Origin of the sequence: Spongiibacter thalassae (genome assembly GCF_012272835.1) — a bacterium.
Taxonomy (GTDB): domain Bacteria; phylum Pseudomonadota; class Gammaproteobacteria; order Pseudomonadales; family Spongiibacteraceae; genus Spongiibacter; species Spongiibacter thalassae.
Genome location: NZ_JAAWWK010000003.1, coordinates 65,057 through 89,791, shown reverse-complemented (window position 1 = coordinate 89,791; position 24,735 = coordinate 65,057). Strand labels below are relative to the sequence as shown.

The following is a 24,735-nucleotide window of genomic DNA, read 5'->3' as shown; positions in this document are numbered from 1 at the left end:
TTGCTGACTTTTGCCACACTGCCAGGTTAGAGCAATGCCTTGACCGGCCCATAACTGCGCCGGTGAATATCGGTTACCCCGAGTGTTTTCAGTGCTTCCAGATGCACCTTGGTGGGATAACCCTTGTGTCCGGCCAGACCATAACCGGGATACTTCTTGTCCAGTTCACACATTTCCCGATCCCGGCACACCTTGGCCAGTATCGATGCCGCTGCAATGGCAGGCACCTTGCTATCTCCCTTTACCACCGCTTCAGAGGGATAGTGCCACTTCGGTAAACGGTTACCATCGACCAGCACAAACTCGGGCTTTACGGACTCGCCGGCCCGCTGCAACCCGTCGACCGCGCGACTCATCGCCAGCATACTGGCGTGGAGAATATTCAGTTCGTCGATTTCCGCAACGCTGGCGCGCGCGATACAAAAAGCCAGGGCGTTTTGCTGAATTTCATCAAAAAGTCGCTCTCGTCGCTTCTCTGTCAATTTTTTTGAGTCATTCAAGCCCATTATCGGCCGATTGGGATCGAGTATCACCGCCGCTGCCACGACGTCGCCACACAGCGGGCCGCGCCCTACTTCATCAACCCCGGCAGTCAACGCAGGGTAGTCGTCCGTAGCAAACATATCCAGGGTCTGGGACATCGTGTCAGCTCGCTCGCGGCGGGGAAGCGGGCTCGACCAGATCGAGAACAACGCCGGCAGCCCGCTCACTGGCCTGACGCGCCAGGCTAAGGTGGATTTCGCGAAATTCCGCGACAAGGGTTTCGCGATGATTGTCATTGCTGAGTTGTTCCAGCACCAGCGGTCCAATGACCTCGGCACACACCTCATCCTGCAACAACTCAGGTACCAGCGCTCGCTTGGCCAATAGGTTCGGCAGGGAAAAATGCGGTGCTTTAACCAGCCGCGACAGCAGCGCGAAGGACAATTTACCAAAGCGGTAGCACACCACCATCGGCCGCTGCAGTAACAGCGCCTCAAGGCTAGTCGTGCCCGATGCCATGATGACTGAATCGGATGCCGCCATTACGGTGCGCGACTCGCCGAGTATCACCCTCACCGGCAAGTCCGAGGTCAACGCGGCGATCGCTTGCAGTATTTGCTCCCGGCGTTCCTTGTTGGCCGCGGCGATAAGAAATTCGACGTTGGGTACGCGCTGGCGAAGCCACTGGGCGGTTTCCAGAAAACTGCCGATAAGCTGATCGACCTCACCACTGCGACTGCCCGGCATTAACGCAACAACAGGATGGTCGCCATCGACATCGAGGGCCAGGCGCGCCTCGGCGCGACCGTCCTCAAGGGGGATTTGATCAGCAAGCGGGTGGCCGACACAATCTACCGGCACACCATGATCCCGATAAAAGTCCTCTTCGAAGGGGAACAGGGTCAGCATATGGTCCACCGCTTTGGCAATTTTGGCGATACGACCCTGACGCCAGGCCCACACCGACGGGCTGACGTAGTGCACGGTTTTTATACCCTGTGCGCGCAGATAGGCTTCGACGTTCAGAGTGAAGTCCGGCGAATCAATACCCACTACGACATTCGGCTGCCAGGCGAGCAAATGGCGTTTTATATGTCGGCGTATGCGCAACAATTCCGGCAGCCGTTTAAGTGGCTCGGTCAGGCCCATTACCGACAGGCGATCCATCTCGCAAATCGAATGAAAGCCTTGCTCAAGCATTAGCGGGCCGCCGATCCCCTCAAATTGCGCATCGGGGTGGCGGGCTTTTATTGCGCGAATCAGGTCAGCGCCGAGAATATCCCCCGACGCCTCCCCGACAATCAATCCGATTCGTAATGGAGTCATGTAGGCGTTATGTCGGCAACAACCGACCCTGTATCAAGGGTTAACGAACAATGCCGCGTTGAGACTGCTTAAGGGAGTCCACCAGCAGCTGTACTTCAGGGAAATCGGCGACGATGGGCGCGAGGGCCGCCAGTGCTTCATCAACAGTGTTGTTCTGCCGATAGATGATTTTGTAAGCACGTCGAATCGCCGCTATCGCATCGCCACTGAACCCCCGGCGCTTCAAGCCTTCGACGTTGATCGTTTTGGCCTCTGCCGGGCTGCCACTTACGGTGACGTAGGCTGGGACATCCTTACTAATATGGCAACCGAAGCCGGCAAAGCTGTGGGCACCGATCAAACAGTATTGGTGAACCAGCGAATAGCCGCTGAGTATCGCCCAATCACCAACCACAACGTGGCCGGCCAATGAGGCATTATTCACCAGGATACAATTATCACCCACGACGGAATCGTGGCCTATATGCACATAGGCCATCAGCAAATTGTTGCTGCCGATAACGGTTTTACCCTGGTCCTGTACCGTACCCCGGTGAATGGTGACCCCTTCGCGGACGATATTGTTATCGCCCATAATAAGCTGGGTAGGCTCGCCGCGATACTTCAGGTCGGGAGTGTCTTCTCCCACTGTCGAAAACTGATAAATGGTATTGCGTGCGCCGATTTTAGTCGGCCCTTTCAACACCACATGAGAGCGAATATCGCAGCCCTCACCCAGCTCCACCTCGGGGCCAACAAGGGTCCACGGGCCAATTTTTACATTGGCACCGATGATCGCAGTGGGGTCGATGATGGCGCGGGGGTCAATAACAGCGCTGGGGTCGATAAATCCGGGCACGTTATTTCTTCCGGTCTATGCAAAGAATGGTCGCACTGCAGGCCAGCACATCGTCGACAAAGGCCTGGCAGTTAAATTTCCACAGACCTTTTTTGTCAGACACATACTGGGCCTTGAGGATCAACTGGTCGCCGGGCACGACTTGCCGCTTGAAACGCGCATTATCCACACCGGCAAACATGTATATGGAGCCGTCGGCGGGCTTCTTATCCAGGGTTTTAAACCCGAGAATACCGGCAGCCTGGGCCATTGCTTCGATAATCAATACCCCCGGCATAATAGGCAAACCGGGAAAGTGACCGTTGAAGTGATTTTCGTTACCCGTAACATTCTTGATGGCAACGATAGATTCGCCGAGATTTAGCTCAATCACCCGGTCAACAAGCAAAAAGGGATAGCGGTGAGGCAGATATTCCTGTACTTCGTTTATGTCCATTATCATGGCTCAGTTTGAATCCTCTTGTATTGTTCTGATCATTTTTTCCAGGGTCTGCACCCGGCGATACAATTCATCCAGCTTGGGCAAACGCGCAGTGGTTTTGCGCCACTGGCGGGTCTCCATCAGGGGCGTGCCACCACTGGAATAAGACGCCGCGGCATCCAGGGATTTAGACACCAGACTGCGGGCGGTGAGGTGCACCCCGTCAGCTATGGTGATGTGTCCCACTACCCCTACATTACCGGCCAAAGTACAGTTTTTACCAATTTTCGCACTACCCGCTATCTGGCAGCCCGCCGCCATGGCCGTGCCATCGCCAATTTCGACGTTGTGACCAACCATAGTCATATCGTCAAGTATTACACCGCTGCCGATACGGGTATCTTTCAAGGCGCCGCGATCAATACAGGAATTGGCTCCGATTTCGACATTGTCGCCAATCGATACCCCACCCAACTGATGAATTTTCTGCCATCCCTCGGCCGAAGGCGCGAAACCAAAGCCATCTGCACCAATAACCGTGCCTGAATGGATAACGCAGGCCCTGCCGATACTCACCCCGTGATACACCGTGACATTGGCGTGCAACAACGAGTGGGCACCAATGGTGCTTCCCGCGCCGACCACACAACCAGGCCCGATTACACAGCCTTCTTCGATAACGGCGCCCACCTCAATGACCGCATTGGCCCCTATCGAGGCAGTGGCATGCACGGCTTCCGCGGCGACCACCGCCGTGGGGTGTATTCCATCACGGGGCCGCTCAAAGGGATCGAACAATGCGCTGGCCCGGGCAAAGGCGAGATAGGGATCATCCGCAATAATGCAAGCCCCGCGCACGTCTTCAGCCACGCTGGGGTGCACAATCAGCGCACCCGCGTTGGAATCTTTCAACAGTTTGCGGTACTTGGGGTTGGACAAAAAGCTGAGCTCGTCAGGGCCTGCGCTGTCCAGGGTGGAGATACCGTTAAGCAGCAGCTCACCATCCCCCTCCATGGGCAGGCCCAGCATTGACGCCACAGTTTTCAGGCGCAGCGCCTTTTGTCGCGCCATATTATTTTGCCTGGTTGAGTTTGTCAGCGACTTTCGCAGTGATGTTATAGCTGGCATCGGCGTGCATTACCGCCTTGGCGGGGAGCAGCAAACCAATATTCTCTTCCTTCACGATTTGCGGCAGCAATTTTTGCAACTTGGGACCAATCTCTTGCATGATGCTTTGCACTTCCTGCTGCTGCGCACCCTCTATCTTGCGCGCCAGGTGCTCGCCGTCTGCCCGCTTGGAGTCAATTTTGTTTTTCGCCAGTTGACGCTGTTCAGCACTCAGAATTTCAATATCTTTCTGGAACTGCTCGACCAACTTCTCGTAGTCTTTACGCACCCGCTCAAGTTCAGCGAGGTTATCCTTGAATTCGCGCTGGTTTTTCAGGGCGTTCAGACGCGATTTCGCGAGATCGGTATTCAGAACCGCTGCTTCGATATCAAACACCGCGATACGCCCCTCTGCCAGAGCAGTAGAGCCCCATACCATCGCGACTACCATTACCAACAACTTAAAAGCCTTCATGTACAACTCCCACATTTTATTCTGGATGGATTAAAAAGTACGACCGAGTGAGAACTGGAAGATCTCGGTCTCGTCGATTTGCTCGTCATTCAGCGCACGCCCAAGACTAAAGGTCAGAGGACCAAACCCGGTAATCCAGGTCACCCCTACCCCCGCTGAGTAACGCAGACGCCCAAGGTCTGGTGACGAGCAGTTGATCTGGGTGGAACTACAGCTTGTGCTGAAGACATTACCGGCATCGAAGAACAGGCCGCTACGCACCGAACGTTGATCTTTTACGAAGGGCAACGGAAACAACAACTCCATGCTGCCTTCCATTAACACGTTGCCGCCGAAGGGGTCAGCTTCATCACCTACTGACGCCGCGGTATCGATAATCAGGGCACCGGTCACCGGGTCCAGTACATAACCGGCCTGGGCGGACAGTGCGGTAGCGTTACCGTTTTCATCTACGGCGGTGGCCGCTCGGCTGATGCGATAAATATCCGCTGGTGAACTGCGTGGCCCCAAGGTATTGCTGCGGAAGCCGCGCACCGAGCTGAAGCCCCCGGCATAAAAATGCTCAAAGAACGGCAGCTGATCAAGGTTGCCATAGCCGTCGCCGTAGCCCAGCTCGGTTTTAAAGCGTAGCGTAAAGGAATTGGTCAGCGGCACGTACAACTGACCGTTGTAGGTCACCCGGTAATATTCCAGGTCGGAGCCCGGCACTGACGCCTCCAGCGACACCGATTGCGATGCACCACGGGTCGCCAACAAACCGCGGTTCAAGGTCGATTGACGCCAGGAGATACCGGCGGTGAAGTTGCCGAACTCGTCACCATAGCGGTCAAGAAAACCCGGCTCGTCACTTTGTGCCAAGGCATCAGCCGGCAGATTGTCGATACTCTGCAACACCTCAGCGGTGGTGTAGCGCCCGGTTTCCGGGTCACGGGTACTTTCAAAATAACTGTCGATCGCACTGAAAATACGCGGACTGGTTTTGATCTCTTTTACCGCGCGCACCCCGGCATCGATACTGGTCACCGCGTAGCCCAATTCAAAGCCGAGGCGTTCGGTTTCGGAAATGGGGTAGCCAAAGTTCACACTGGAACCGTAGGTGTCGGTGGTATAGCTCGCAACGTTGATTTCCTCGAAATCCGTTGCCCGGTAGAACACCGAGAAACCGCGGCTGACACCATCTTCGGTAAAGTACGGATCGAGGTAATTAAAGCTAGCACTGGTCAGGAAGTCGCTGCGCGATATTCCAAAACCAACCTGCTTACCGGTACCCAGGAAGTTGTTCTGTTGAATATTGGCGCTGAGCAACAGGCCGCTGTCCTGGGAGAAGCCCAGACTAGCACCCAAACTACCTGAACTTTGTTCTTCCACACTGTAAGTCAGGTCGATCAGGTCATCGGTGCCAGGTACTTCAAGGGTATCTACCTTGGCTTCCTTGAAATAGCCCAAACGCTCCAGGCGCACCCGCGACAGCTCGATTTTATCCGCCGAGGCCGGCGCACTTTCCATCTGGCGCATTTCACGGCGCAGCACTTCGTCGGAGGTTCTGGAGTTGCCTTCAAAGCTGATACGACGCACATAGGTGCGCTTACCGGGGTCGATAAAAAACTTCATGGCGACGGTTTTATCGTCTTCGTTTATTTCCGGAATACCGCGAACCTTGGCGAAGTTATAACCTTCGTTGCCCAGGCGTTTGACCAAAAACTCTTCGGTACTGGTGACCAGAGCCTGCGAGAAAACCTGTCCTTCCGACACCAAAACAAAGCGTTTCAGGTCATCCTCCGGCAACACCAGGTCACCGGAGAGCTCCGCACTGCTGACGGTATATTTCTCACCTTCAATGACGTTGACAGTGATGTAGACCGACTTGCGCTCCGGCCCGATAGACACCTGTACAGACTCGGCATTTGACAGCAAGTAACCGCGATCCAGGTAGTAGGAATTCAGCTTTTCAAGGTCGCCCTTGAGTTTCTCACGGGAGTATTTGTCGCTGCTGCTGAAAAAGGAGAAAAATCCGCTGGGTTTGAGCTCGAACTGGTCAAGCAGGGTTTCGTCGTCGAAAACCTTGTTACCCACAATATTGATATGTTTGATGGTGGCAGTACTGCCCTCGTCGATATTGATAGATATCGACACCCGGTTGCGTGGTTCGGCGACCACGTCGGTTTCGATACTGGCATCATAGCGCCCTTGAGACACGTACTGGCGCACCAATTCCATGCGCATACCTTCGAGGGTAGAACGCTTGAACACCTGCCCTTCCGCAAGACCTGCGCCCTTCAAACCGTCCAGCAGCGCGTCGGTTGCCAGCGCCTTGTTACCCTCGATATTGATTTCGCTGATTGCCGGACGTTCCACCAACTTGATCACCAGCACATCGCCGTCAATACCGATCTGGATATCGTCGAAATTGCCCGTAGCAAAAAGTGCGCGTGAGGCCTTGGCCGTTGCCTCGGGTGTCAGTTCGTCGCCGACACTCAAAGGCAGCGCCGAAAAAACGGTTTCAGCGGCGATACGTTGCAGACCTTCGACCCGAATATCGCTGATACGATATTGCGCCAACGCAAATGGGCTGAACAGACAGACAATTAGTGCAACAAGGAAAAAGCGTTTCATCAAAAACCAGCAACCAAGGCTAGCGGCCTGCCCGCAACAATCTCAGGCAGCGCCACACAGAATAAAATAAATATCGCGAAGTCTAAAAAATCAGAGGCGCAATACGTCGTTATACAAAGCGAAAACCATAACACACACCACCAGCGCCAAACCGAGCTGATTCGCCCATAATTGGATCTGCTCTGTCACTGGTTTTCCAATCACCCACTCGATCGAGGCATAGATAATATGTCCCCCGTCGAGAATCGGTATCGGCAGCAGATTAAGCACCGCCAGACTGATACTTAACAGCCCCAGAAAGCTCATCCAGGCAAAAAAACCGTACTGCGCTGAAGAGCTCGCCACTTTAGCAATCGTTATCGGGCCGCTCAAGTTTTTCGGCGACAACATACCGGTAATCATTTTTTTGATTGATTCCAGTGTGAACGCGCTCATCTTCCAGGTCTTGTCTGCTGCTGCGACCAATGCCGCGATGGGGCCGTAGGCAACCTTGCGCTCCATCTCCTCCGGCCAACTCGGCGGCTCAACACCAACACCGACAAACCCGATCGCAACACCCGAGTCGTCGAGCGTTCGCGCGGGTGTAAGTGTGAGCGGCAGCTGCCGTCCATCACGATCCACTACCACGCTCAGCGGCTGTTCAGGGCTGGCGCGAACGATATTGACCCAGGAATCCCAGTCCGGCATTTCTACGCCATCGACAGAGAGTACCAGATCGCCGGCTTGAAGGCCTGCTTTCTGCGCAGCGCTATCAGGCATAACGTTTTGAATTTTCGGCAAAACCTTGGGCACGTACAATTGAATTCCCAGCTCCCTAAGGGGATTGGGATCAGCCACTTCCTGCATCCAGCCATCAAGCCGCAGGGTTTTGGTGGTTACCAGGCTGGAACCGGCGGGCTTGACTGTCATGGTGAGGTCACCGCTCTCCCCGATTCGCTCCAGCAACTGCATTTGCAGGCTTTCCCAGGTCGGCGTTTCAACACCATCTACGGCGGTGATCTCGGCACCGGCCTGAAGCCCCGCACGATCGGCCAGCGAGCCCAGCTCAACGCTGCCAATCACCGGCGCCACGCCGTTAACGCCGTTGAGAAAAATGCACCAATACACCACGATCGCCAAAGCAAAATTGGCAAAGGGTCCCGCTGCGGCAATGGCAATGCGCCTGGGAGGGGAAGCTCGATTGAAGGCCTGATCGAGCAGTTCCTCGGGCACCTCGCCCTCACGCTCATCAAGCATTTTGACATAGCCGCCGAGAGGAATACCGGCGACAACATATTCCGTGCCACTTTTGTCAGACCAGGACAGCAGCGGCTTGCCGAATCCGACAGAAAAACGCAGGACCTTAACACCGCAGCGCCGCGCCACCCAGAAGTGCCCAAACTCATGCACCGCCACTAAAATAGCAAGGGTAAGCACGGTGACAATAATTGTTTGCAAGAGGTCTAACACTTCCCGTTCCTCTTAGAGTTTGGCTAGTAAGGCAGAGGCTGCCACGCGCGCACGTGCATCGGCGTCTTGGACATCTGCCAGCGCAAGGGGTTCCCTATTATCCAGCCTCGCCATAACCTGCTCAAGCACTACAGGAATATCTGTGAAAGACAGCTTTCCGCCCAAAAAGGCCTCCACCGCGATTTCGTTGGCGGCGTTGAGGGTTGCACTGGCTATCCCCCCGGCCTCCGCCGCTTCCCGGGCCAGGCGCAGACAGGGAAAACGTTCGACATCAGGCGCTTCAAAGTCCAGTCTGGCTTGCAGTATCAAATCGAGGCTCGCAACCCCCGAGACCATCCGTGATGGCCAGGAGAGGGCGTGAGCGATCGGAGTACGCATGTCCGGCTGGCCCATTTGCGCCAATACTGACCCGTCGACATATTCAACCATCGAGTGGATCACACTCTGGGGGTGCACCACAACCTCGATCTGCTCAGGCTGACAGTGGAACAACCAGCAGGCTTCGATCAACTCCAGCCCCTTGTTCATCATTGTCGCCGAGTCAACGGAGATTTTGCGTCCCATTGACCAATTCGGATGGGCACAGGCCTGATCCGGGGTAACCCCCACCAGTTCCGACAGTGGGGTTTGCCTGAACGGCCCACCGGAGCCGGTTAGCAGAATTCGCTTAACCCCCTGGGCCGCCAGACCCTGACGGTGGTTTTCGGGCAAGCATTGAAATATCGCGTTGTGCTCGCTGTCGATAGGCAGTAACTGCGCTCCGGAACGTTCAACCGCAGACATAAACAGGGCGCCAGCCATGACCAGCGACTCTTTATTGGCCAGCAGTACCTTGGCCCCCGCCTCTACCGCCGCCATGGTGGGCAGCAGCCCGGCTGCGCCAACAATCGCGGCCATTACCGTGTCCGCTTCTGCCGCTACCCGACAGAGTTCCGCTTCTCCGGCAAGCACCTGGGTCGATGAGTCGGTTTCACGCAGGCGCTCCGCCAGCACTTCGGCCTGCTGCTCATCACGCAACACGGCGTAGCGAGGCGAACAGGCCAGAATCTGGTCAAAGATAATATCAACACTGCGATTCGCCGCGAGAGCGTAGATTTCGAAGCGTTCGGGGTGCCGGTTCAATACATCCAGAGTACTAACACCTATGGAGCCCGTTGAGCCGAGTACGGTAACCTTTTCCATTTACTACCAGCCCACCGACATCATACCAAGGGTAAACACTGGCGAGGCTGCCGTGAGGCTATCCAGACGATCCATAAAGCCACCGTGTCCGGGCAACAGATTGCCGCTGTCCTTGATACCGCGATGACGCTTAACCATGCTTTCAAGCAAGTCCCCAAGCACCGAGGCCAACACCGTAATCGCCGCCAGCACCATCATCGGCAGCAGTGCCACCGACATGCCGCCGGGCCACAAATACCACAACGCCGCCATCAGGCTGGTGCTACAGAGCATCCCTCCCCAGAAGCCCGCCCACGATTTGCCTGGACTCACCGCCGGCGCCAGCTTGCTTTTACCAAAGGCCCGGCCAAAGAAATAGGCACCGATGTCAGCTGCCGCAACCAGCGCAATAAGCATTAATATCAGGTAAACCCCGTCAGCAAGAAGCCGCAAATAGGTCACCGCCAGCCAAGCCGGCACCAGGACCAAAAAGCCCATAAGCACCCGCATTGCTACCGTACCCCAAAGGGCAGCACTGGCGGGATAGGACTTCACCCACAACAAGGCAATGGCCCACCACACGCAGGCCGCTGTCAGTAACTCACGAACCAGCGCGACATTGGTATCGGCGTAGATTGCACCCTGCCAGGCCACCAACCCCATCAGGCCAACACAGACACCGACAAAGACAGCGCGACCAATGGCACTGCTTACGCCACTCAAGTCTGACCACTCCCAGGCGGCGACCGAGACCAGTACGGCAAATACCAGGGATAGCTGCGGTCCAGTTAAATACATCAGCGCGGCCAGCAGCGCTGCTACAATAACCACGGCGGTAATTACTCGCTGTTTAAGCATAAAAAGCTATTCTCCGGAATTCACTTATCGCTGTGATTATCATTATCCCGGCTGCCATAGCGCCGGTCGCGACGAGCGTAAGCGTCGAGGGCTTTCGCCATTTCCGCCTCATTAAAATCAGGCCACAGGCAGTCGCAAAAGTACAACTCGCTGTAGGCCAACTGCCACAGCAAAAAATTACTGATGCGCTGTTCGTTGGCGGTGCGAATACACAAATCCGGCTTGGGCACATCTGCCAGCGACATAAAGCTATCCAGCGCCGCTTCGTCGATCTCGTCGCTGCGCATTTCGCCCCGCGCCACCTTTTCCGCCAGTTGCCGAGTGGCATTGGCGATATCCCACTGCCCACCGTAATCGACTGCCAGCACCAGCTGACTTTTGCGATTGAACCGGGTGGCCTGTTCGCTGTAGTCCATTTGCTTGCGCAAACTACTGGAAAAACGATCCCGGCGGCCGATAAACCGCAGCCGCACACCGTCCTCGTTCAATTGTTTGGTTTCTTTATCGAGATAGGTTGAGAACAGCTTCATCAACGCCTGAACCTCTAGACTCGGGCGCTGCCAGTTCTCGCTGGAAAACGCGAACAAAGTGACGATCTCAATGCCGCGTTCCCGAGTGTATTCCAGCAGACCTCGAATCACTTCGACGCCCGCTCGGTGCCCACCTGCGGTGTTCAGTCCGTGCTTCTTCGCCCAGCGGCTGTTGCCATCCATAATAATGGCAACATGCCGGGGCACCGCGGAGGGTTCCTGGGTCTGCGACCCGTTTTCAACTGCCATGACAACCGCTTCTTTGCCGATCAGATTTCCATCAAATCGCTTTCTTTGACCGCCAAGGCTTTGTCCACTTCGGCAACATAGTGATCGGTGATTTTTTGCACGTCATCCTGTGCACGACGCTCCTCGTCTTCACTGATCTCCTTTTCCTTCAGCAGCTCTTTGATATCTGCCAGCACTTCACGGCGAGCACTGCGGATCGACACCCGCGCACTTTCCGCTTCCTGGCGGGCTTGCTTGATGTAGCCTTTACGGGTTTCTTCAGTAAGCATCGGCATGGGAATGCGGATAACGCTGCCTGCGGTGCTGGGGTTCAAACCCAGATCAGACTTCATGATCGCCTTTTCAACATCCGGCACTATGTTCTTTTCCCAGGGCGTCACAGTCAGGGTACGCGCATCTTCCACACCGATATTGGCGACCTGGCTCAACGGCGTTTCGGAACCGTAATAGGAAACGCGTATGCCTTCCAGCAAACTGGGGTGCGCCCGACCGGTGCGAATTTTGTTGAAGTTGTGCCCCAGCGCTTCAATCGCCTTGGCCATACGCTCTTTGGCGTCCTGTTTTAATTCATCAATCATGTATGTTTCTCCTTACAGGGCTCAGCAGCTCGGTGTTGCTGAAACCAGGGTTCCTTCATTACCGCCCACAACGATGCTGAGCAACGCGCCCTGCTGCTCCATCGCGAATACCCGCAGCGGCATATTGTGGTCGCGACACAGGCAAATCGCTGTCAGATCCATGACTTCCAGCTTTTTGTCCAGGACCTCATCATAACTGAGTCGATCGTATTTTTTCGCGTCGGCATCACGCATCGGGTCGGCATTATAAACGCCATCGACTTTGGTAGCTTTTAATACCAGATCGGCGTCAACCTCTATGCCGCGCAAACACGCTGCCGAGTCCGTCGTAAAAAAGGGATTACCGGTGCCGGCAGCGAAGATCACCACTTCGCCACGTCCCAGCAGGCGAATCGCCTTGCGCCGGTCGTAGTGATCGACAACGCCACTCATGGGAATCGCCGACATCACCGAGGATTTAATATTGCTGCGTTCAAGCGCATCGCGCATGGCCAGCGCATTCATTAACGTCGCCAGCATACCCATATGGTCGCCGGTCACGCGGTCCAGGCCCGCTGTCTGCAAGGCCGCGCCGCGGAACAAATTGCCGCCGCCAATAACCAAACCAACCTGTACGCCGATACCGACCAGTTGCCCCACTTCCAGGGCCATGCGATCCAGTACCTTTGGGTCGATACCGAAACCGAGCTGCCCCATCAGGGCCTCACCGCTCAACTTAAGTAGAATACGCTTGTACTTTTTGTCCCGACTCTGGCTGGACATGTTTCACCCCATCAAATCCCACTGTGCCAAGGCCTGCGAATGACCCAATGAAAAACGGGGCCCGCAGGCCCCGCTCAGCGTGACTCAGCCCTTCAGCTGTGCAGCCACTTCGGCCGCAAAATCGACCTCTTCTTTTTCGATACCCTCACCCACTTCGTAGCGGATAAATGTCTGAATATCGGCTCCGCCATTTTTCAGCAGCTTGCCCACAGTCAGCTCAGGGTCTTTAACAAAGGCCTGATCAACCAGCGCGTTCTCAGACAGGAACTTGCGAATCCGACCTTCGATCATTTTTTCAATGATCTCAGCTGGCTTGCCGCTTTCAGCTGCCTGGGCAGTAAAGATCTCGCGCTCTTTCTCGATCACTTCCGCTGGCATGTCTTCGCCACGGGCAACGCGGGGGTTAACCGCAGCAACGTGCATGGCAACATCGCGAGCCAGTTCAGCGTCGCCACCCTTCAGCGCAACCAATACCGCAATGCGGTTGTTGGAGTGCACATAGCTGTCTACCACACCGCTCTCTGCCGCAAGAACCTCAATGCGACGCACTGAAATATTTTCACCGATTTTTTGCACCAGTGCTTCGCGGGCCGTTTCCAGATCACCGGACATCAGCGCCGCCACGTCAGTTTGCTTGTCGGCAAAGGCCTTGTCAGCAACCAATTGAACAAAGGCCAGGAAGCCTTCGTCGCGGGCAACGAAGTCAGTCTCGCTGTTCACTTCAACCAGAATGCCGTAGCTGCCATCTTCAGCAACTTTAGTCGCAACCACACCGTCTGCTGCGGTACGACCGGCTTTTTTGGCCGCTTTCATGCCGCTTGACTTACGCAGCTCTTCAATTGCCAGTTCGATATCGCCATTCGCTTCGTTGAGTGCTTTTTTACACTCCATCATACCGAGACCGGTGCGGTCGCGGAGTTCTTTAACCATTGAAGCTGATACAGCCATCGTAAAATCCTCTTGTATTGGGCTCATCTTCGGCCAGATGTCTCGGCCTGCGCAGTAAATATCCAAAAAAAGGGGGCCTCGCCCCCTTTACTACCAGTTGGGCCGGGAAATTATTCCGCAGCGGCCTCGCCTTCCTGGGGAGCGACTTCGACGAACTCGTCGGCAGCTACCGCAGCATTGGCACTGGCATTGATAATCACGTCAGCTACCGCAGTAACATAGAGCTTGATCGCACGGATCGCATCGTCGTTACCGGGGATGATGTGGTCCACACCATCGGGGTTGCTGTTAGTATCGACGATACCGATAACCGGGATACCCAGCTTGTTGGCTTCCTGGATGGCGATACGCTCGTGGTCAACGTCAATCACGAACAGCGCGTCAGGCAGGCCAGACATTTCCTTGATACCACCAATGGAACGCTCGAGCTTTTCCATGTCGCGGCGACGCATCAGCGCCTCTTTCTTGGTCAGCTTGTCAAAAGTACCGTCCTGAGCCTGGGTTTCCAGCTCACGCAGACGACGTACTGACTGACGAATGGTTTTGTAGTTGGTCAGCATTCCGCCCAACCAGCGGTGGCTCACGAAGGGCATGCCCGCGCGATTTGCCTGTTCGGCAATGATTTTACCGGCAGCGCGTTTGGTACCGACAAACAGAACCTTGTTCTTGTTGGCGGCCAGTTTGGCAACGGCGTCGAGGGCGCTGTTCATTGCAGGAACAGTGTGCTCGAGGTTGATGATATGAATCTTGTTACGCGCACCGAAGATATACGGTGCCATTTTGGGGTTCCAGTAACGGGTTTGGTGACCGAAATGAACACCGGCTTGCAGCATTTCACGCATGCTTACATGAGACATAATAATTTCCTTGATTTTCATCGGGTTATGAACTTGTACACACCCCGCAACCCAACCACAGCTTTGCTGCAGCACCCGGGATTACGTGTCGGTGAGTACGCGTCGTTAGTGCCCAGAGAGAACCGGCGACAGGGCCGGCACTTTCGGGGCGCGTATTTATACCACAAGCCCTACATGACATAAAGCCTGATACGCGTTTTCTACGCAGTCTTCGCCTATACTGCGACGATGGTCTACAATGCAGACCCTTTGCTGATTTACCGACCCCCAGGGCAGACCTTCGCACTATGACTGTTAGCATCAAAACCCCCGAAGAAATCGCGGCGATGCGTGTCGCCGGCAGATTGGCCGCCGACGTGCTGGAAATGATCGCCGAATACGTCAAACCCGGCGTCACCACCGCCGAGCTGGACCAGATTTGCCACGACTATATTGTCAATGTGCAGGACGCCATTCCCGCACCACTGAATTACAACGGTTTTCCCAAATCTATCTGCACCTCGGTGAATGAGGTTATCTGCCACGGCATTCCCTCTGACAAGAAGGTGCTAAAGGACGGCGACCTGCTCAATATCGACGTTACGGTGATTAAAGACGGCTGGCACGGAGATACCAACCGCATGTTTTACGTGGGCAATGTGCCGGAACATGCCAAGCGTCTGTGCGTTGTCACCCAGGAATGCCTCTATAAAGCTATCGACCTGGTCAAACCCGGTTGCCGCCTCAGCGATATTGGCACAGTGATCGCCAAACACGCCCGTGGCAACCACTACAGTGTGGTAGAGGAATACTGCGGCCACGGTATTGGCCGCGGCTTTCACGAAGATCCCCAGGTGCTGCATTACGGCGAGGGCTACAACCGCGCCAATGACCTGGTTCTTGCTGAAGGTATGACCTTTACCATCGAGCCGATGGTCAATGCAGGCAAAAAACAAACCAAGCTGAACACCAAAGATGGCTGGACGGTAACCACTCGAGACCGCCGCCTGTCCGCACAGTGGGAGCACACGCTGGCGGTCACCGCAACCGGCGTAGAAGTCCTTACCGCACGTCCCGATGAGCCGTATTACAAGGGCTAAGTATGAACAGCCGCGCCATATTGAGTCGCGAGGGCCTGCAGAGCGCCGTCGCCGACTCCAGCAACCTGATTAAAACCTACAAAAGCTATCTGAGCGAGCTTCGCGAAGAGCTCAACGAGCGCTTTTACGCCGACGAGCCGATACAAAACCTCGTCAGTCTGCGCTCCGATCGCCTCGATACCCTGATGCGAAGCATCTGGTCGAACTATAGCTGGAACGACGACATTACCCTTGTCGCCGTCGGCGGCTATGGTCGCGGGGAACTTCACCCCTACTCCGATATTGACCTGTTAATTCTGAGCCGTGACCAGGACCACGACTACGCCGCCAATATCGAATCGCTGATTACCCTGCTCTGGGACATCAGTCTGGACATAGGCCACAGTGTGCGCTCGATCAGCGAGTGCGTCGCTGCGGCTGCCGAAGATATCACCATTGCCACCAACCTGATGGAGTCGCGGGTACTGGTCGGTAACAGCGATCTGCACGCCGAGCTGATGGGACTCGTCGGGCCAGACCAGATCTGGCCGAGCGCGGAATTTTTCCGCGCCAAGTGGGACGAACAAATCCACCGTCATCGAAAATTTGCCAACACCGAATACAACCTTGAGCCGAACATCAAGAGTTCACCAGGTGGCCTGCGCGATATCCAGATGATCGGCTGGGTGGTCAAAAGGCATTTCGGCGCCCAGTCCATCGACGAACTAAAGGAAAGGCTGTTCCTCAGCCAGGAGGAGCTGGATACCCTGAAAGACGGGCAAAACTTTCTATGGAGACTGCGCTTCGCCCTGCACTTGATCGCCGGACGGGAAGAAGATCGCCTGTTGTTCGACCACCAGCGCACTCTGGCCCGGCAGTTCGGCTATGAAGACGACGACGGCAAACTGGCGGTAGAGCGCTTTATGCAACAGTACTATCGCTGGGCGCAACAACTCGGCGAGCTGAACGATGTATTGATGCAGCATTTTGACGAGACAATTCTGCGCGCCTGCGAGGCCGAAACCGTACTCGAGCTGAATCCGCGCTTCCGTATTCGCAATGGGCATATTGAAGTTTGCAACGACAAGGTCTTTGAAAAGACCCCGTCAGCCCTACTGGAAATTTTCGTGCTGATGGCCCATCACGACGGAATCGACGGGGTTCGCGCCAGTACCATTCGCCTTATTCGGAAGTCCCGTCATTTAATCGACGCCAAATTCCGCGCCGACCCTCGCAACAAGCGCTATTTTCTCGACCTGCTGCGCGCGCCCAGCCGAGTGGCACTTAACCTGCGGCGCATGAAGCGCTTTGGCGTGCTGGCCAAGTTTATTCCGGCTTTCGGCAAAATCGTCGGCCAGATGCAACACGACCTGTTTCACATCTACTCGGTTGACGCCCATACCCTGGAATTGATCAAAAACCTGAGCCGCTTCCGCTACCCGGATATGGTGAAACACTTCCCGATGGCCTGCCGAATTATGCAGCGCCTGCCCAAGCCTGAATTGCTGTTTCTGGCGGGACTGTTCCACGACATTGCCAAAGGCCGCGGGGGCGACCACTCCAGCCTGGGCGCTGTTGATGCACTGGAATTTTGTCAGTATCTGGGGCTGAACAAACGCGACAGCAACCTGGTCGCCTGGCTGGTTGAAAAACACCTGGAAATGTCGTCGGTGTCCCAGCGCAAGGATATACAAGACCCCGATGTAATTCGCGATTTCGCGCTGACCATGGGTGACCAGCAGCACCTCGACTACCTGTTCTGCCTGACCATTGCCGACATCAACGCCACCAACCCCAACCTGTGGACCTCCTGGCGGGCGTCGCTGATGCGCCAGCTCTATGCGGAAACCCGCCGCGCCCTGCGCCGCGGACTGGAAAACCCCATCGACAAGCAGGAGTGGATCGCCGAAACCCAGCTGGGCGCGATTGAAAAGCTGGAGGACTATGGCTTTACCGAAGCTGAAATTCGCGAGTTGTGGGGCGAAACCGGCGAAGATTACTTTATCCGCGAGCAAATTGACGACATCGTCTGGCACGCCCGCGCCATTGCCCAGCGCACCTCCGCCGACGAACCTATTGTTCTGGTTAAAGAGGGTGGCCTGCTGGACCATGAGGGCGCCACCCAGATCTTCGTGCACACTCGCGCACGCAAGGGTTTGTTCGCCCTGCTGGCCGGTGCACTGGAGCAGCTGGACCTGAGTATACAAGACGCCCGAATTTACAACGCCGGCACAGGCTATACCCTGGACACTTTCTACGTACTCGGCTGCGACAACACACCTATCGGCGACGATCAGGCACGTATCGACCACATCATCAAATTCCTCAAGGAACAGCTCAAGCTGGCCGAGGGCTCTCCCGAGGATGTGCAACGGCGTATGCCCCGGCAAATGCGCTTGTTCTCCACGCCAACGCGCACCAGCATGGCCACGGATTTGAACAAGGGCCACACCGTGCTGGAGGTGATTACACCGGATCGCCCCGGCCTGCTTGCCCGCCTGGCGCTGATCTTCAACAAATACGGCATTCGGTTACAGAACGCCAAAATCGCCACCCTCGGCGAACGGGTCGAAGACGTTTTCTTTGTCACCGACGAGGAAAACCAACCGATCAAAGACGCGGTTCTGTGCGAGGAAATACAACAGGCGATCTGCCGTGAACTGGATGAACAAGCGAGTCACCAAGCGATATGAACCCACGCCTTCAGGCCCTGCAAGCCTACCCCTTTGAAAAGTTGCGTGCCCTGCTCGGCAGCAGCGACAGTTCTCTGCCCCACATTCCGCTGTCCATTGGCGAACCCAGGCACGCCGCCCCGAGCTTTGTCGCGGAGCGGCTCTGCGCAGAAATTGGCGGTCTGAGCAGTTACCCCACCACCAAGGGGCTTCCCGCCCTGCGCACCAGCATCGCTAACTGGGCGACGACCCGCTTTTCACTCAACAACCTGGACCCGGAGCATCAAGTCCTGCCGGTCAACGGCACCCGAGAGGCACTGTTCGCCTTCGCCCAGGCGGTGGTATCTCCGAGCGACGATGCCCTGGTATTTAGCCCAAATCCCTTTTATCAAATCTACGAGGGCGCTGCCCTCCTCGCCGGTGCCCAGCCCTGCTTTTTGCCCTGTCGCGCCGACAATGGATTTATTCCCGACTACGACGCCGTGCCCGCAGAACTGTGGCAGCGCTGCCAACTCCTGTATCTGTGCACACCGGGCAACCCCAGTGGCGCAGTGTGTGATCTGGAGACGTTGAAAAAGCTGATCGCTCTGGCGGATAAGTATGACTTTGTCATTGCCAGTGATGAATGCTATTCCGAATTGTACTTCGACGAAGAGGCACCACCTCCAGGCCTGCTGCAGGCCTGCGCAGAACTTGGCCGCGACGACTACCGCCGCTGCGTGGTATTTCACAGCCTGTCCAAACGCTCCAATCTGCCGGGGTTGCGCTCGGGTTTTGTCGCCGGCGACGCCGAAATACTGGCCGACTTCCTGCTCTATCGCACCTACCATGGCTGTGCCATGCCGGTACAAACCCAACTGGCCAGTGCGGCAGCCTGGGCCGATGAAACCCACGTTCGGGCGAATCGCGACCTGTACCGTCTCAAATTCGCTCAGGTGCTGGCCGAGCTCGACGGTTGTCTCGACGTCTCCCAACCTGACGCCTCATTCTATTTATGGGCTAAAACTCCCATCGCCGACGAAGACTTCGCCCGCGGTCTGTTTAAGCAGTTCAACGTCACCGTGCTGCCCGGTTCCTACCTCTCCCGTGAGGTTGACGGTGAAAACCCCGGCTATGGCTACGTGCGCATGGCATTGGTAGCAGAACTGGACAATTGTCTGGAAGCCGCTCGTCGTATCAAAAACTATGTCACGTCACTAGCCTCACTCACACCATGACCCTATCTGCCACTGCCGCCAGCCCCGCGCTCAAGCCATTGCCAAAAAAAGAGCGCGTAGCCTATATCCTTAACCGCTTGCAGGAATTGTATCCGGAGCAACCGATACCACTGGATCACAAGGATCCTTACACCCTTCTGGTGGCGGTACTGCTCTCAGCCCAGTGTACCGACGAGCGGGTCAACCAGGTAACACCCGCACTGTTTGCCCTGGCCGACAACCCCTTCGACATGGCCCGGCAAAGTGTCGATGACATCCGCGCGATTATTCGCCCCTGTGGCCTGTCACCACAGAAATCCAAAGCCATTCAGCGGCTGTCGGAGATTCTGGTAGAGCGGTACAACGGCGTGGTGCCCCAGGACATGGACGCACTGGAGGAGCTACCCGGTGTCGGCCACAAAACCGCCAGCGTGGTGATGTCCCAGGCCTTCGGTGTACCCGCCTTCCCGGTAGACACCCATATCCACCGTCTCGCCCAGCGCTGGGGGCTCACCAATGGCAAGAATGTGACTCAGACGGAAAAAGACCTGAAACGGCTCTTTCCTCGGGACAGCTGGAATGCGCTGCATTTGCAGATTATTTACTACGGGCGGGAGTATTGCAGCGCACGGGGCTGCGACGGCACCGTGTGCGAAATCTGCCGCCACTGTTACCCCAATCGTCGCGCCGCAAAGAAGACAAAAAAAGCCTGAGCAAAGGCAACGGTGGTGCTGCGGTGATCCCGGCGAGGTTTTTTGCTATCATGCCGAGCTTTTCGCAGGCAGGCACCTGACTATGAGCATCACCCTCTACGGTATAAAAAACTGCGATACCGTTCGTTCCGCACGCCGCTGGTTGGACAACAACGGTATTGAGCACCGTTTTCAAGACGTCCGCGACGAGGCCTTGACCGCCGAGCAGCTCAGTAGCTGGCTGGACACCCTGGGAGTCGCCCAACTGGTGAACAAGCGCAGCACCACCTGGAAACAGCTGAGCGACGAGCAACGTGCGAGCCTGGACAACAACAGTGCCGTACAACTGTTGCTGGAACACCCCACCCTGATGAAGCGGCCATTGCTGGACACCGGCAAGGCCTTGCACCTTGGTTTCAAAGCCGAGGACTACGACCGTTTATTTTCCCACCACACGCTTTAAGGATCAGCAATAACACTTAAAGCCCGCGAGAGAGATTCAAGCATGAGTGACACTATTTTCAGTTTCGGCATTGGCCTTGGCACCCACAACAACAAGGGTGAATGGCTGGATGTGTTTTACCCCCAACCACTGATGAAAGCCGATGCCAAGCTGGCGGCAGCTGTGGCACCGATTATTGAATACAGCGGTGGCAACGCGGCAATTACCGTAAACAGCGAAACCATGGGACGGGTGGCCGAGGCACTGAAAGCGGCTGGCAATAATGCCCAGGCGGAAATCGCCGCGCAACTGACCACCAGCACACAGCCCCTGGTGATTACGATCCTTGCCGAAGACAGCGCGCCACAATCAGTGCCCGAGGGCTACCTGAAGCTGCATTTGCTGTCCCACCGCCTGGCCAAACCCCATAGCCTCGACCTTAACGGTCTGTTCGGTGTGCTGCCCAATGTCGCCTGGACCAATCAGGGTGCGATTGACCTGCGCGAGCTTCCCCAGCGCCAACTGAAGGCCCGTATGGAAGGCCAGCTACTGGAAGTCATGTCGGTGGATAAATTCCCCAAAATGACCAACTACGTTGTGCCGGCAGGCGTACGTATCGCCCACACCGCTCGAGTACGTCTGGGAGCCTACCTCGGCGAAGGGACAACCATCATGCACGAGGGTTTTGTCAACTTTAACGCGGGCACTGAAGGCCCAGGCATGATCGAAGGCCGAATTTCAGCAGGTGTGATGATTGGCGCCGGCTCCGACCTCGGCGGCGGCTGTTCCACCATGGGCACCCTTTCCGGCGGCAATAACATCATTATCTCTGTCGGCAAGGAGTGTCTGATCGGCGCCAACGCCGGTGTAGGCATTCCTCTGGGCGACCGTTGCACTATCGAGGCCGGTTTGTATATTACCGCCGGTTCCGTTGTCAGCATGATCGACGACAAGGGCGAGCAGGCCGGCACCGCAAAAGCCCGCGACCTCGCTGGTCAATCAGACCTGCTCTTCCGCCGCAATTCAACAAATGGCGCTATTGAGGTACTGACGAACAAGTCCGCTATCGCCTTAAACGACATGCTTCACGCGCACAATTAATCCCCTTCGGCCCGGGCATTGCGCCCGGGCCAATGCCGCCCTCGGTGGAACTCCTCCGCTAAATCGCACTCTATGTTAGGCAGTATCGATGAACGATATGTCCGACAAGAGGGAGCGAAAATGGAATTACCCGTTAGCAGCCTGCTTGGCCTACTCATATTAATCGCCGACATCTGGGCAGTACTGAACGTCGTGCAAAGTCCTACCTCTACAGGTACCAAACTCCTGTGGATTCTTCTGATTCTCTTCTTGCCGGTGATCGGTCTGATTATCTGGTTTGTAATGGGGCCGCGGGGTCGCTGACCCCTCGTCGACGAAACCCTTCGCGGCGCCCGACACCTCCATCAGCTACCGAGCCCATTAACTATGCCCGTGCTAGATCTAAACTGGCCGCTGATTGCACACCACCTCAGTCAGCTTGCCATTGCCTATGCCCTCGCTCTGCCGATCGGTTTTAATCGCGAAACCGAATCCCAGGGCGCAGGCCTGCGCACCTTCCCACTGGTAGCAATTGGCTGCTGCGCATTTTTGCTGATAGGCCGCGACGTCCTGGGCACCGATGAAGCCCATGCACGGATGCTGTACGGATTAATGAGCGGCATAGGCTTTATCGGTGGCGGCGCCATTATCAAGCAGAACGATTCCGTCAGCGGCACGGCCACCGCAGCAGCGATCTGGGCCACGGGCACCATCGGTGCGGCAGTGGCATGGCAGCGTTACGAAATCGCCATCGTTGTTTCGCTCATTACCTTTATCACGCTGCGCGCCCTGGTGCCGGTTAAAAAATGGGCCTCCCGCGGAGTCGCAAAATAATGCCGCCACAAACCCGTAAATATTACGATGATTGGGCGTTGAAAGTGCTGGCGATACTGGCGGTACTGTACACCCTCAAAGTCGCCAAGGATGTGATGCTCCCCATCACCCTGGCGTTTATTTTCAGTTTATTACTGGCTCCCGCCGTGGCTCGCCTGCAACGTTGGCACCTCCCCCGCAGCATGGCAGCTATGCTGATTCTCAGCGGCGCGGTAACCCTATTGGCCGCAGGCTTCTATGCACTGGCCTCCCCGGCGGCCGAGTGGCTTAGCAAAACACCGGAGGCCGTCGACCACCTTCGCAGCCACCTTGGGAGCGTCGATACCGAGAGCAGTAATGTCGACGCCGCCACCCGCGGCCTCGATTCCCTGGCCAAAGAACTCAGTGCGCCGGCCAATCCCGGTGTCGAGCGGGTGATTATTACCGACGCGGGCTGGCGCGACGATATGTGGAATCTCGCGACCAATATCGGTGGCTACGGTACCTTGAGCGTCATTTTACTGTTTTTTTTATTGAGCTCGGGAGAAGAATTGCTCAGGCGTTTTATCGACGGACTGCCGACCTCCCGAGATAAAAACACCGTGAAAGAACTCGCCCGGCAGGCTCAACAGCAAATGTCCCGCTATTTGATGACCATCACCATGGTCAACTCGGGGGTCGGTCTGGTGACTGCGCTGGCACTATATCTACTGGACTTCCCCGACCCCGCACTGTGGGGTGCCCTCGCCGGCATTTTGCGCTACATCCCCTATCTCGGCGTCAGCATCACGGTCATGCTGTTGACCATTGTCAGTGCCACAACGTATCAGACTATGGCGCTGGTTGTAGCGGCGCCAATGGGCTACGCGCTGTTTACCGCCCTTGTCGGCCAGATCGTCGACCCCTTTGTTCACGGATTTCGCTTCAGCCTGAACCCCATTATTGTTTTTCTATGGATTTTCTTTTGGGGATGGCTGTGGGGCGCCGCCGGAGTGCTGTTGGCCGTGCCATTGTTAACCCTGTTTCAAGTGCTGTGTCGCCATACCGAACGCCTGACCCCTCTTGCCCGTATATTAGGAGAACCCAACTATGCAACCCGATCTTGATGATGGCTATCGCAAACACCTGTGGCCCCTGCCTCAGGTACTCAAAACCAGCGCCAATACCGAACGACGACTGGGGGTCGAGATAGAGTTCACCGGGCTCGACATCGAGCCTATCGCACAGATCGTCAAGGATTGTTTTGGCGGGGAAGTGCACCAGCTGTCTGACTACGAACTGAAGGTCGCTGATACCCGGCACGGCGATTTTGTCGTCGAATTGGACTCTGCCTATGTCAAACGACTCGGCCGGGAGCGACGGCAAGCCGAGGGCAGTAACGACTTTGACGATATTACCGAATCTGTCGTCGGACTGGTGGCCAAACAACTGGTGCCCTTTGAAATTGTTTGCCCGCCTATCGCCATGTCCGAGCTGTGGCAACTGGAAGACATGTTCCTTCGTTTACGCATGGAAGGCGCAAAGGGCACCGAAGCCTCGGCGAAAAACGCCTTTGGTTTGCAGCTGAATCCGGAGATGCCGGACTGCAGCGCGCAAACCGTGCTCAATTATTTGCGCGCCTTTCTCTGTCTTTACGATTGGCTGAAATGGCGCAGCAAACTGGATATCAGCCGGCGCTTTACCACCTATATCGACCCCTTCAAGCGGGACTATGTTCGCCATGTATTACAGGCTGAATATCAGCCGGACATGGCCACCCTGATGGACGACTACCTCCACTACAACCCGACCCGCAACCGCGCTCTGGACTTGCTGCCACTGTTTGCCCATATCGACAATGACCGCCTACGCGAAGTCATCGACGATCCCAGAGTGAAAGCTCGGCCTACCCTGCACTATCGCCTGCCCAACAGTCTTATCGACAACAGCCAATGGGGGCTGATTATTCCCTGGCGGGACTGGTTACAGGTGGATGGCCTCGCCAACGATCCAAGACGGCTCGAGTTGATTTGCCGGGCCTACCGCAAGCATCTCGACAGTCCGGCCGCGGCCTTTTTCAAGGACTGGTCTGAGGGCGTCAGTCGCTGGCTGATCTCCGAGCTACTGTAACAATCCAAACAGGAATCT

Annotated in this window: 25 protein-coding genes; 10 read left to right on the top strand and 15 right to left on the bottom strand. The window is 56.1% G+C overall.

Features of this window, described 5'->3' with window-relative positions:
• Nucleotides 1–26: 26 nt before the first annotated feature.
• From rnhB to rpsB, 15 genes are all read right to left on the bottom strand, one after another.
• Nucleotides 27–641, bottom strand: coding sequence for a ribonuclease HII (rnhB, locus tag HCU74_RS09255; RefSeq protein WP_168450156.1), 615 nt, complete (start codon nucleotides 639–641; stop codon nucleotides 27–29).
• A 4-nt stretch (nucleotides 642–645) separates the two neighbouring features.
• Nucleotides 646–1,809 (bottom strand): lipid-A-disaccharide synthase, encoded by a 1,164-nt coding sequence (lpxB, locus tag HCU74_RS09250; protein WP_168450155.1) that lies wholly within the window; start codon nucleotides 1,807–1,809, stop codon nucleotides 646–648.
• Nucleotides 1,810–1,849: 40 nt separating this feature from the next.
• The gene (lpxA, locus tag HCU74_RS09245; RefSeq protein ID WP_345889672.1) at nucleotides 1,850–2,647 is read right to left on the bottom strand and encodes an acyl-ACP--UDP-N-acetylglucosamine O-acyltransferase; all 798 of its coding nucleotides are present in this window, start codon (nucleotides 2,645–2,647) and stop codon (nucleotides 1,850–1,852) included.
• Between the two features lies 1 nt (nucleotide 2,648).
• A complete protein-coding gene (gene fabZ / locus HCU74_RS09240) occupies nucleotides 2,649–3,089 on the bottom strand; it encodes a 3-hydroxyacyl-ACP dehydratase FabZ (protein ID WP_210425220.1) in 441 nt (146 codons plus the stop codon).
• 3 nt (nucleotides 3,090–3,092) lie between these two features.
• Nucleotides 3,093–4,139 (bottom strand): UDP-3-O-(3-hydroxymyristoyl)glucosamine N-acyltransferase, encoded by a 1,047-nt coding sequence (lpxD, locus tag HCU74_RS09235; protein WP_168450154.1) that lies wholly within the window; start codon nucleotides 4,137–4,139, stop codon nucleotides 3,093–3,095.
• A gap of 1 nt (nucleotide 4,140) precedes the next feature.
• Nucleotides 4,141–4,650: an OmpH/Skp family outer membrane protein gene (locus HCU74_RS09230; protein WP_168450153.1), complete on the bottom strand. Its 510-nt coding sequence runs from the start codon at nucleotides 4,648–4,650 to the stop codon at nucleotides 4,141–4,143.
• A gap of 30 nt (nucleotides 4,651–4,680) precedes the next feature.
• A complete protein-coding gene (gene bamA, locus HCU74_RS09225) occupies nucleotides 4,681–7,263 on the bottom strand; it encodes an outer membrane protein assembly factor BamA (protein WP_168450152.1) in 2,583 nt (860 codons plus the stop codon).
• A gap of 90 nt (nucleotides 7,264–7,353) precedes the next feature.
• Nucleotides 7,354–8,712, bottom strand: coding sequence for an RIP metalloprotease RseP (gene rseP, locus HCU74_RS09220; protein WP_168450151.1), 1,359 nt, complete (start codon nucleotides 8,710–8,712; stop codon nucleotides 7,354–7,356).
• A 12-nt stretch (nucleotides 8,713–8,724) separates the two neighbouring features.
• Nucleotides 8,725–9,894, bottom strand: a complete 1,170-nt coding sequence (gene ispC / locus HCU74_RS09215; protein WP_168450150.1) for a 1-deoxy-D-xylulose-5-phosphate reductoisomerase — start codon at nucleotides 9,892–9,894, stop codon at nucleotides 8,725–8,727.
• Nucleotides 9,895–9,897: 3 nt separating this feature from the next.
• A complete protein-coding gene (locus tag HCU74_RS09210; RefSeq protein WP_168450149.1) occupies nucleotides 9,898–10,731 on the bottom strand; it encodes a phosphatidate cytidylyltransferase in 834 nt (277 codons plus the stop codon).
• Nucleotides 10,732–10,751: 20 nt separating this feature from the next.
• Entirely contained in the window at nucleotides 10,752–11,510 is a 759-nt protein-coding gene (gene uppS / locus HCU74_RS09205; protein ID WP_168450148.1) for a polyprenyl diphosphate synthase, read from the bottom strand.
• Nucleotides 11,511–11,530: 20 nt separating this feature from the next.
• Complete coding sequence (frr, locus tag HCU74_RS09200) at nucleotides 11,531–12,088, bottom strand: ribosome recycling factor (RefSeq protein WP_168450147.1); 558 nt, start codon at nucleotides 12,086–12,088, stop codon at nucleotides 11,531–11,533.
• Between the two features lie 21 nt (nucleotides 12,089–12,109).
• Nucleotides 12,110–12,850, bottom strand: a complete 741-nt coding sequence (pyrH, locus tag HCU74_RS09195) for a UMP kinase (protein ID WP_168450146.1) — start codon at nucleotides 12,848–12,850, stop codon at nucleotides 12,110–12,112.
• 84 nt (nucleotides 12,851–12,934) lie between these two features.
• Nucleotides 12,935–13,798 (bottom strand): translation elongation factor Ts, encoded by an 864-nt coding sequence (tsf, locus tag HCU74_RS09190; RefSeq protein ID WP_168450145.1) that lies wholly within the window; start codon nucleotides 13,796–13,798, stop codon nucleotides 12,935–12,937.
• Between the two features lie 110 nt (nucleotides 13,799–13,908).
• On the bottom strand, nucleotides 13,909–14,655 hold the full coding sequence (rpsB, locus tag HCU74_RS09185; RefSeq protein WP_168450144.1) for a 30S ribosomal protein S2: 747 nt from the start codon (nucleotides 14,653–14,655) through the stop codon (nucleotides 13,909–13,911).
• 287 nt (nucleotides 14,656–14,942) lie between these two features.
• On the opposite strand from rpsB, the gene map reads away from it, so the two are divergent.
• The 10 genes from map to HCU74_RS09135 all read left to right on the top strand — a co-directional run bounded on the left by map (nucleotide 14,943) and on the right by HCU74_RS09135 (nucleotide 24,717).
• A complete protein-coding gene (map, locus tag HCU74_RS09180) occupies nucleotides 14,943–15,734 on the top strand; it encodes a type I methionyl aminopeptidase (RefSeq protein ID WP_168450143.1) in 792 nt (263 codons plus the stop codon).
• A gap of 2 nt (nucleotides 15,735–15,736) precedes the next feature.
• Nucleotides 15,737–18,406 (top strand): [protein-PII] uridylyltransferase, encoded by a 2,670-nt coding sequence (gene glnD / locus HCU74_RS09175; protein ID WP_168450142.1) that lies wholly within the window; start codon nucleotides 15,737–15,739, stop codon nucleotides 18,404–18,406.
• On the top strand, nucleotides 18,403–19,602 hold the full coding sequence (gene dapC, locus HCU74_RS09170; RefSeq protein WP_168450141.1) for a succinyldiaminopimelate transaminase: 1,200 nt from the start codon (nucleotides 18,403–18,405) through the stop codon (nucleotides 19,600–19,602). Before glnD ends, dapC begins: the two co-directional genes overlap by 4 nt.
• The gene (gene nth, locus HCU74_RS09165) at nucleotides 19,599–20,294 is read left to right on the top strand and encodes an endonuclease III (protein WP_428480340.1); all 696 of its coding nucleotides are present in this window, start codon (nucleotides 19,599–19,601) and stop codon (nucleotides 20,292–20,294) included. Before dapC ends, nth begins: the two co-directional genes overlap by 4 nt.
• A gap of 82 nt (nucleotides 20,295–20,376) precedes the next feature.
• Nucleotides 20,377–20,736, top strand: a complete 360-nt coding sequence (locus tag HCU74_RS09160; protein WP_168450140.1) for an ArsC family reductase — start codon at nucleotides 20,377–20,379, stop codon at nucleotides 20,734–20,736.
• Between the two features lie 42 nt (nucleotides 20,737–20,778).
• A complete protein-coding gene (gene dapD / locus HCU74_RS09155) occupies nucleotides 20,779–21,816 on the top strand; it encodes a 2,3,4,5-tetrahydropyridine-2,6-dicarboxylate N-succinyltransferase (RefSeq protein ID WP_168450139.1) in 1,038 nt (345 codons plus the stop codon).
• Nucleotides 21,817–21,936: 120 nt separating this feature from the next.
• Nucleotides 21,937–22,119 (top strand): PLDc N-terminal domain-containing protein, encoded by a 183-nt coding sequence (locus HCU74_RS09150; RefSeq protein ID WP_168450138.1) that lies wholly within the window; start codon nucleotides 21,937–21,939, stop codon nucleotides 22,117–22,119.
• 63 nt (nucleotides 22,120–22,182) lie between these two features.
• Nucleotides 22,183–22,629: an MgtC/SapB family protein gene (locus tag HCU74_RS09145; RefSeq protein ID WP_168450137.1), complete on the top strand. Its 447-nt coding sequence runs from the start codon at nucleotides 22,183–22,185 to the stop codon at nucleotides 22,627–22,629.
• Entirely contained in the window at nucleotides 22,629–23,714 is a 1,086-nt protein-coding gene (locus HCU74_RS09140) for an AI-2E family transporter (RefSeq protein ID WP_168450136.1), read from the top strand. The genes HCU74_RS09145 and HCU74_RS09140 overlap by 1 nt, the downstream gene beginning before the upstream one ends.
• A complete protein-coding gene (locus tag HCU74_RS09135; RefSeq protein ID WP_168450135.1) occupies nucleotides 23,698–24,717 on the top strand; it encodes an amidoligase family protein in 1,020 nt (339 codons plus the stop codon). The genes HCU74_RS09140 and HCU74_RS09135 overlap by 17 nt, the downstream gene beginning before the upstream one ends.
• Nucleotides 24,718–24,735: the final 18 nt, after the last annotated feature.

Bases quoted from the DNA above. Each gene is read 5' to 3' on its own strand.
- rnhB (WP_168450156.1), bottom strand. From the start codon at position 641: ATGTCCCAGACCCTGGATATGTTTGCTACGGACGACTACCCTGCGTTG.
- lpxB (WP_168450155.1), bottom strand. From the start codon at position 1,809: ATGACTCCATTACGAATCGGATTGATTGTCGGGGAGGCGTCGGGGGAT.
- fabZ (WP_210425220.1), bottom strand. From the start codon at position 3,089: ATGATAATGGACATAAACGAAGTACAGGAATATCTGCCTCACCGCTAT.
- lpxD (WP_168450154.1), bottom strand. From the start codon at position 4,139: ATGGCGCGACAAAAGGCGCTGCGCCTGAAAACTGTGGCGTCAATGCTG.
- HCU74_RS09230 (WP_168450153.1), bottom strand. From the start codon at position 4,650: ATGAAGGCTTTTAAGTTGTTGGTAATGGTAGTCGCGATGGTATGGGGC.
- bamA (WP_168450152.1), bottom strand. From the start codon at position 7,263: ATGAAACGCTTTTTCCTTGTTGCACTAATTGTCTGTCTGTTCAGCCCA.
- ispC (WP_168450150.1), bottom strand. From the start codon at position 9,894: ATGGAAAAGGTTACCGTACTCGGCTCAACGGGCTCCATAGGTGTTAGT.
- HCU74_RS09210 (WP_168450149.1), bottom strand. From the start codon at position 10,731: ATGCTTAAACAGCGAGTAATTACCGCCGTGGTTATTGTAGCAGCGCTG.
- uppS (WP_168450148.1), bottom strand. From the start codon at position 11,510: ATGGCAGTTGAAAACGGGTCGCAGACCCAGGAACCCTCCGCGGTGCCC.
- frr (WP_168450147.1), bottom strand. From the start codon at position 12,088: ATGATTGATGAATTAAAACAGGACGCCAAAGAGCGTATGGCCAAGGCG.
- pyrH (WP_168450146.1), bottom strand. From the start codon at position 12,850: ATGTCCAGCCAGAGTCGGGACAAAAAGTACAAGCGTATTCTACTTAAG.
- tsf (WP_168450145.1), bottom strand. From the start codon at position 13,798: ATGGCTGTATCAGCTTCAATGGTTAAAGAACTCCGCGACCGCACCGGT.
- rpsB (WP_168450144.1), bottom strand. From the start codon at position 14,655: ATGTCTCATGTAAGCATGCGTGAAATGCTGCAAGCCGGTGTTCATTTC.
- map (WP_168450143.1), top strand. From the start codon at position 14,943: ATGACTGTTAGCATCAAAACCCCCGAAGAAATCGCGGCGATGCGTGTC.
- glnD (WP_168450142.1), top strand. From the start codon at position 15,737: ATGAACAGCCGCGCCATATTGAGTCGCGAGGGCCTGCAGAGCGCCGTC.
- dapC (WP_168450141.1), top strand. From the start codon at position 18,403: ATGAACCCACGCCTTCAGGCCCTGCAAGCCTACCCCTTTGAAAAGTTG.
- nth (WP_428480340.1), top strand. From the start codon at position 19,599: ATGACCCTATCTGCCACTGCCGCCAGCCCCGCGCTCAAGCCATTGCCA.
- HCU74_RS09160 (WP_168450140.1), top strand. From the start codon at position 20,377: ATGAGCATCACCCTCTACGGTATAAAAAACTGCGATACCGTTCGTTCC.
- dapD (WP_168450139.1), top strand. From the start codon at position 20,779: ATGAGTGACACTATTTTCAGTTTCGGCATTGGCCTTGGCACCCACAAC.
- HCU74_RS09150 (WP_168450138.1), top strand. From the start codon at position 21,937: ATGGAATTACCCGTTAGCAGCCTGCTTGGCCTACTCATATTAATCGCC.
- HCU74_RS09145 (WP_168450137.1), top strand. From the start codon at position 22,183: ATGCCCGTGCTAGATCTAAACTGGCCGCTGATTGCACACCACCTCAGT.
- HCU74_RS09140 (WP_168450136.1), top strand. From the start codon at position 22,629: ATGCCGCCACAAACCCGTAAATATTACGATGATTGGGCGTTGAAAGTG.
- HCU74_RS09135 (WP_168450135.1), top strand. From the start codon at position 23,698: ATGCAACCCGATCTTGATGATGGCTATCGCAAACACCTGTGGCCCCTG.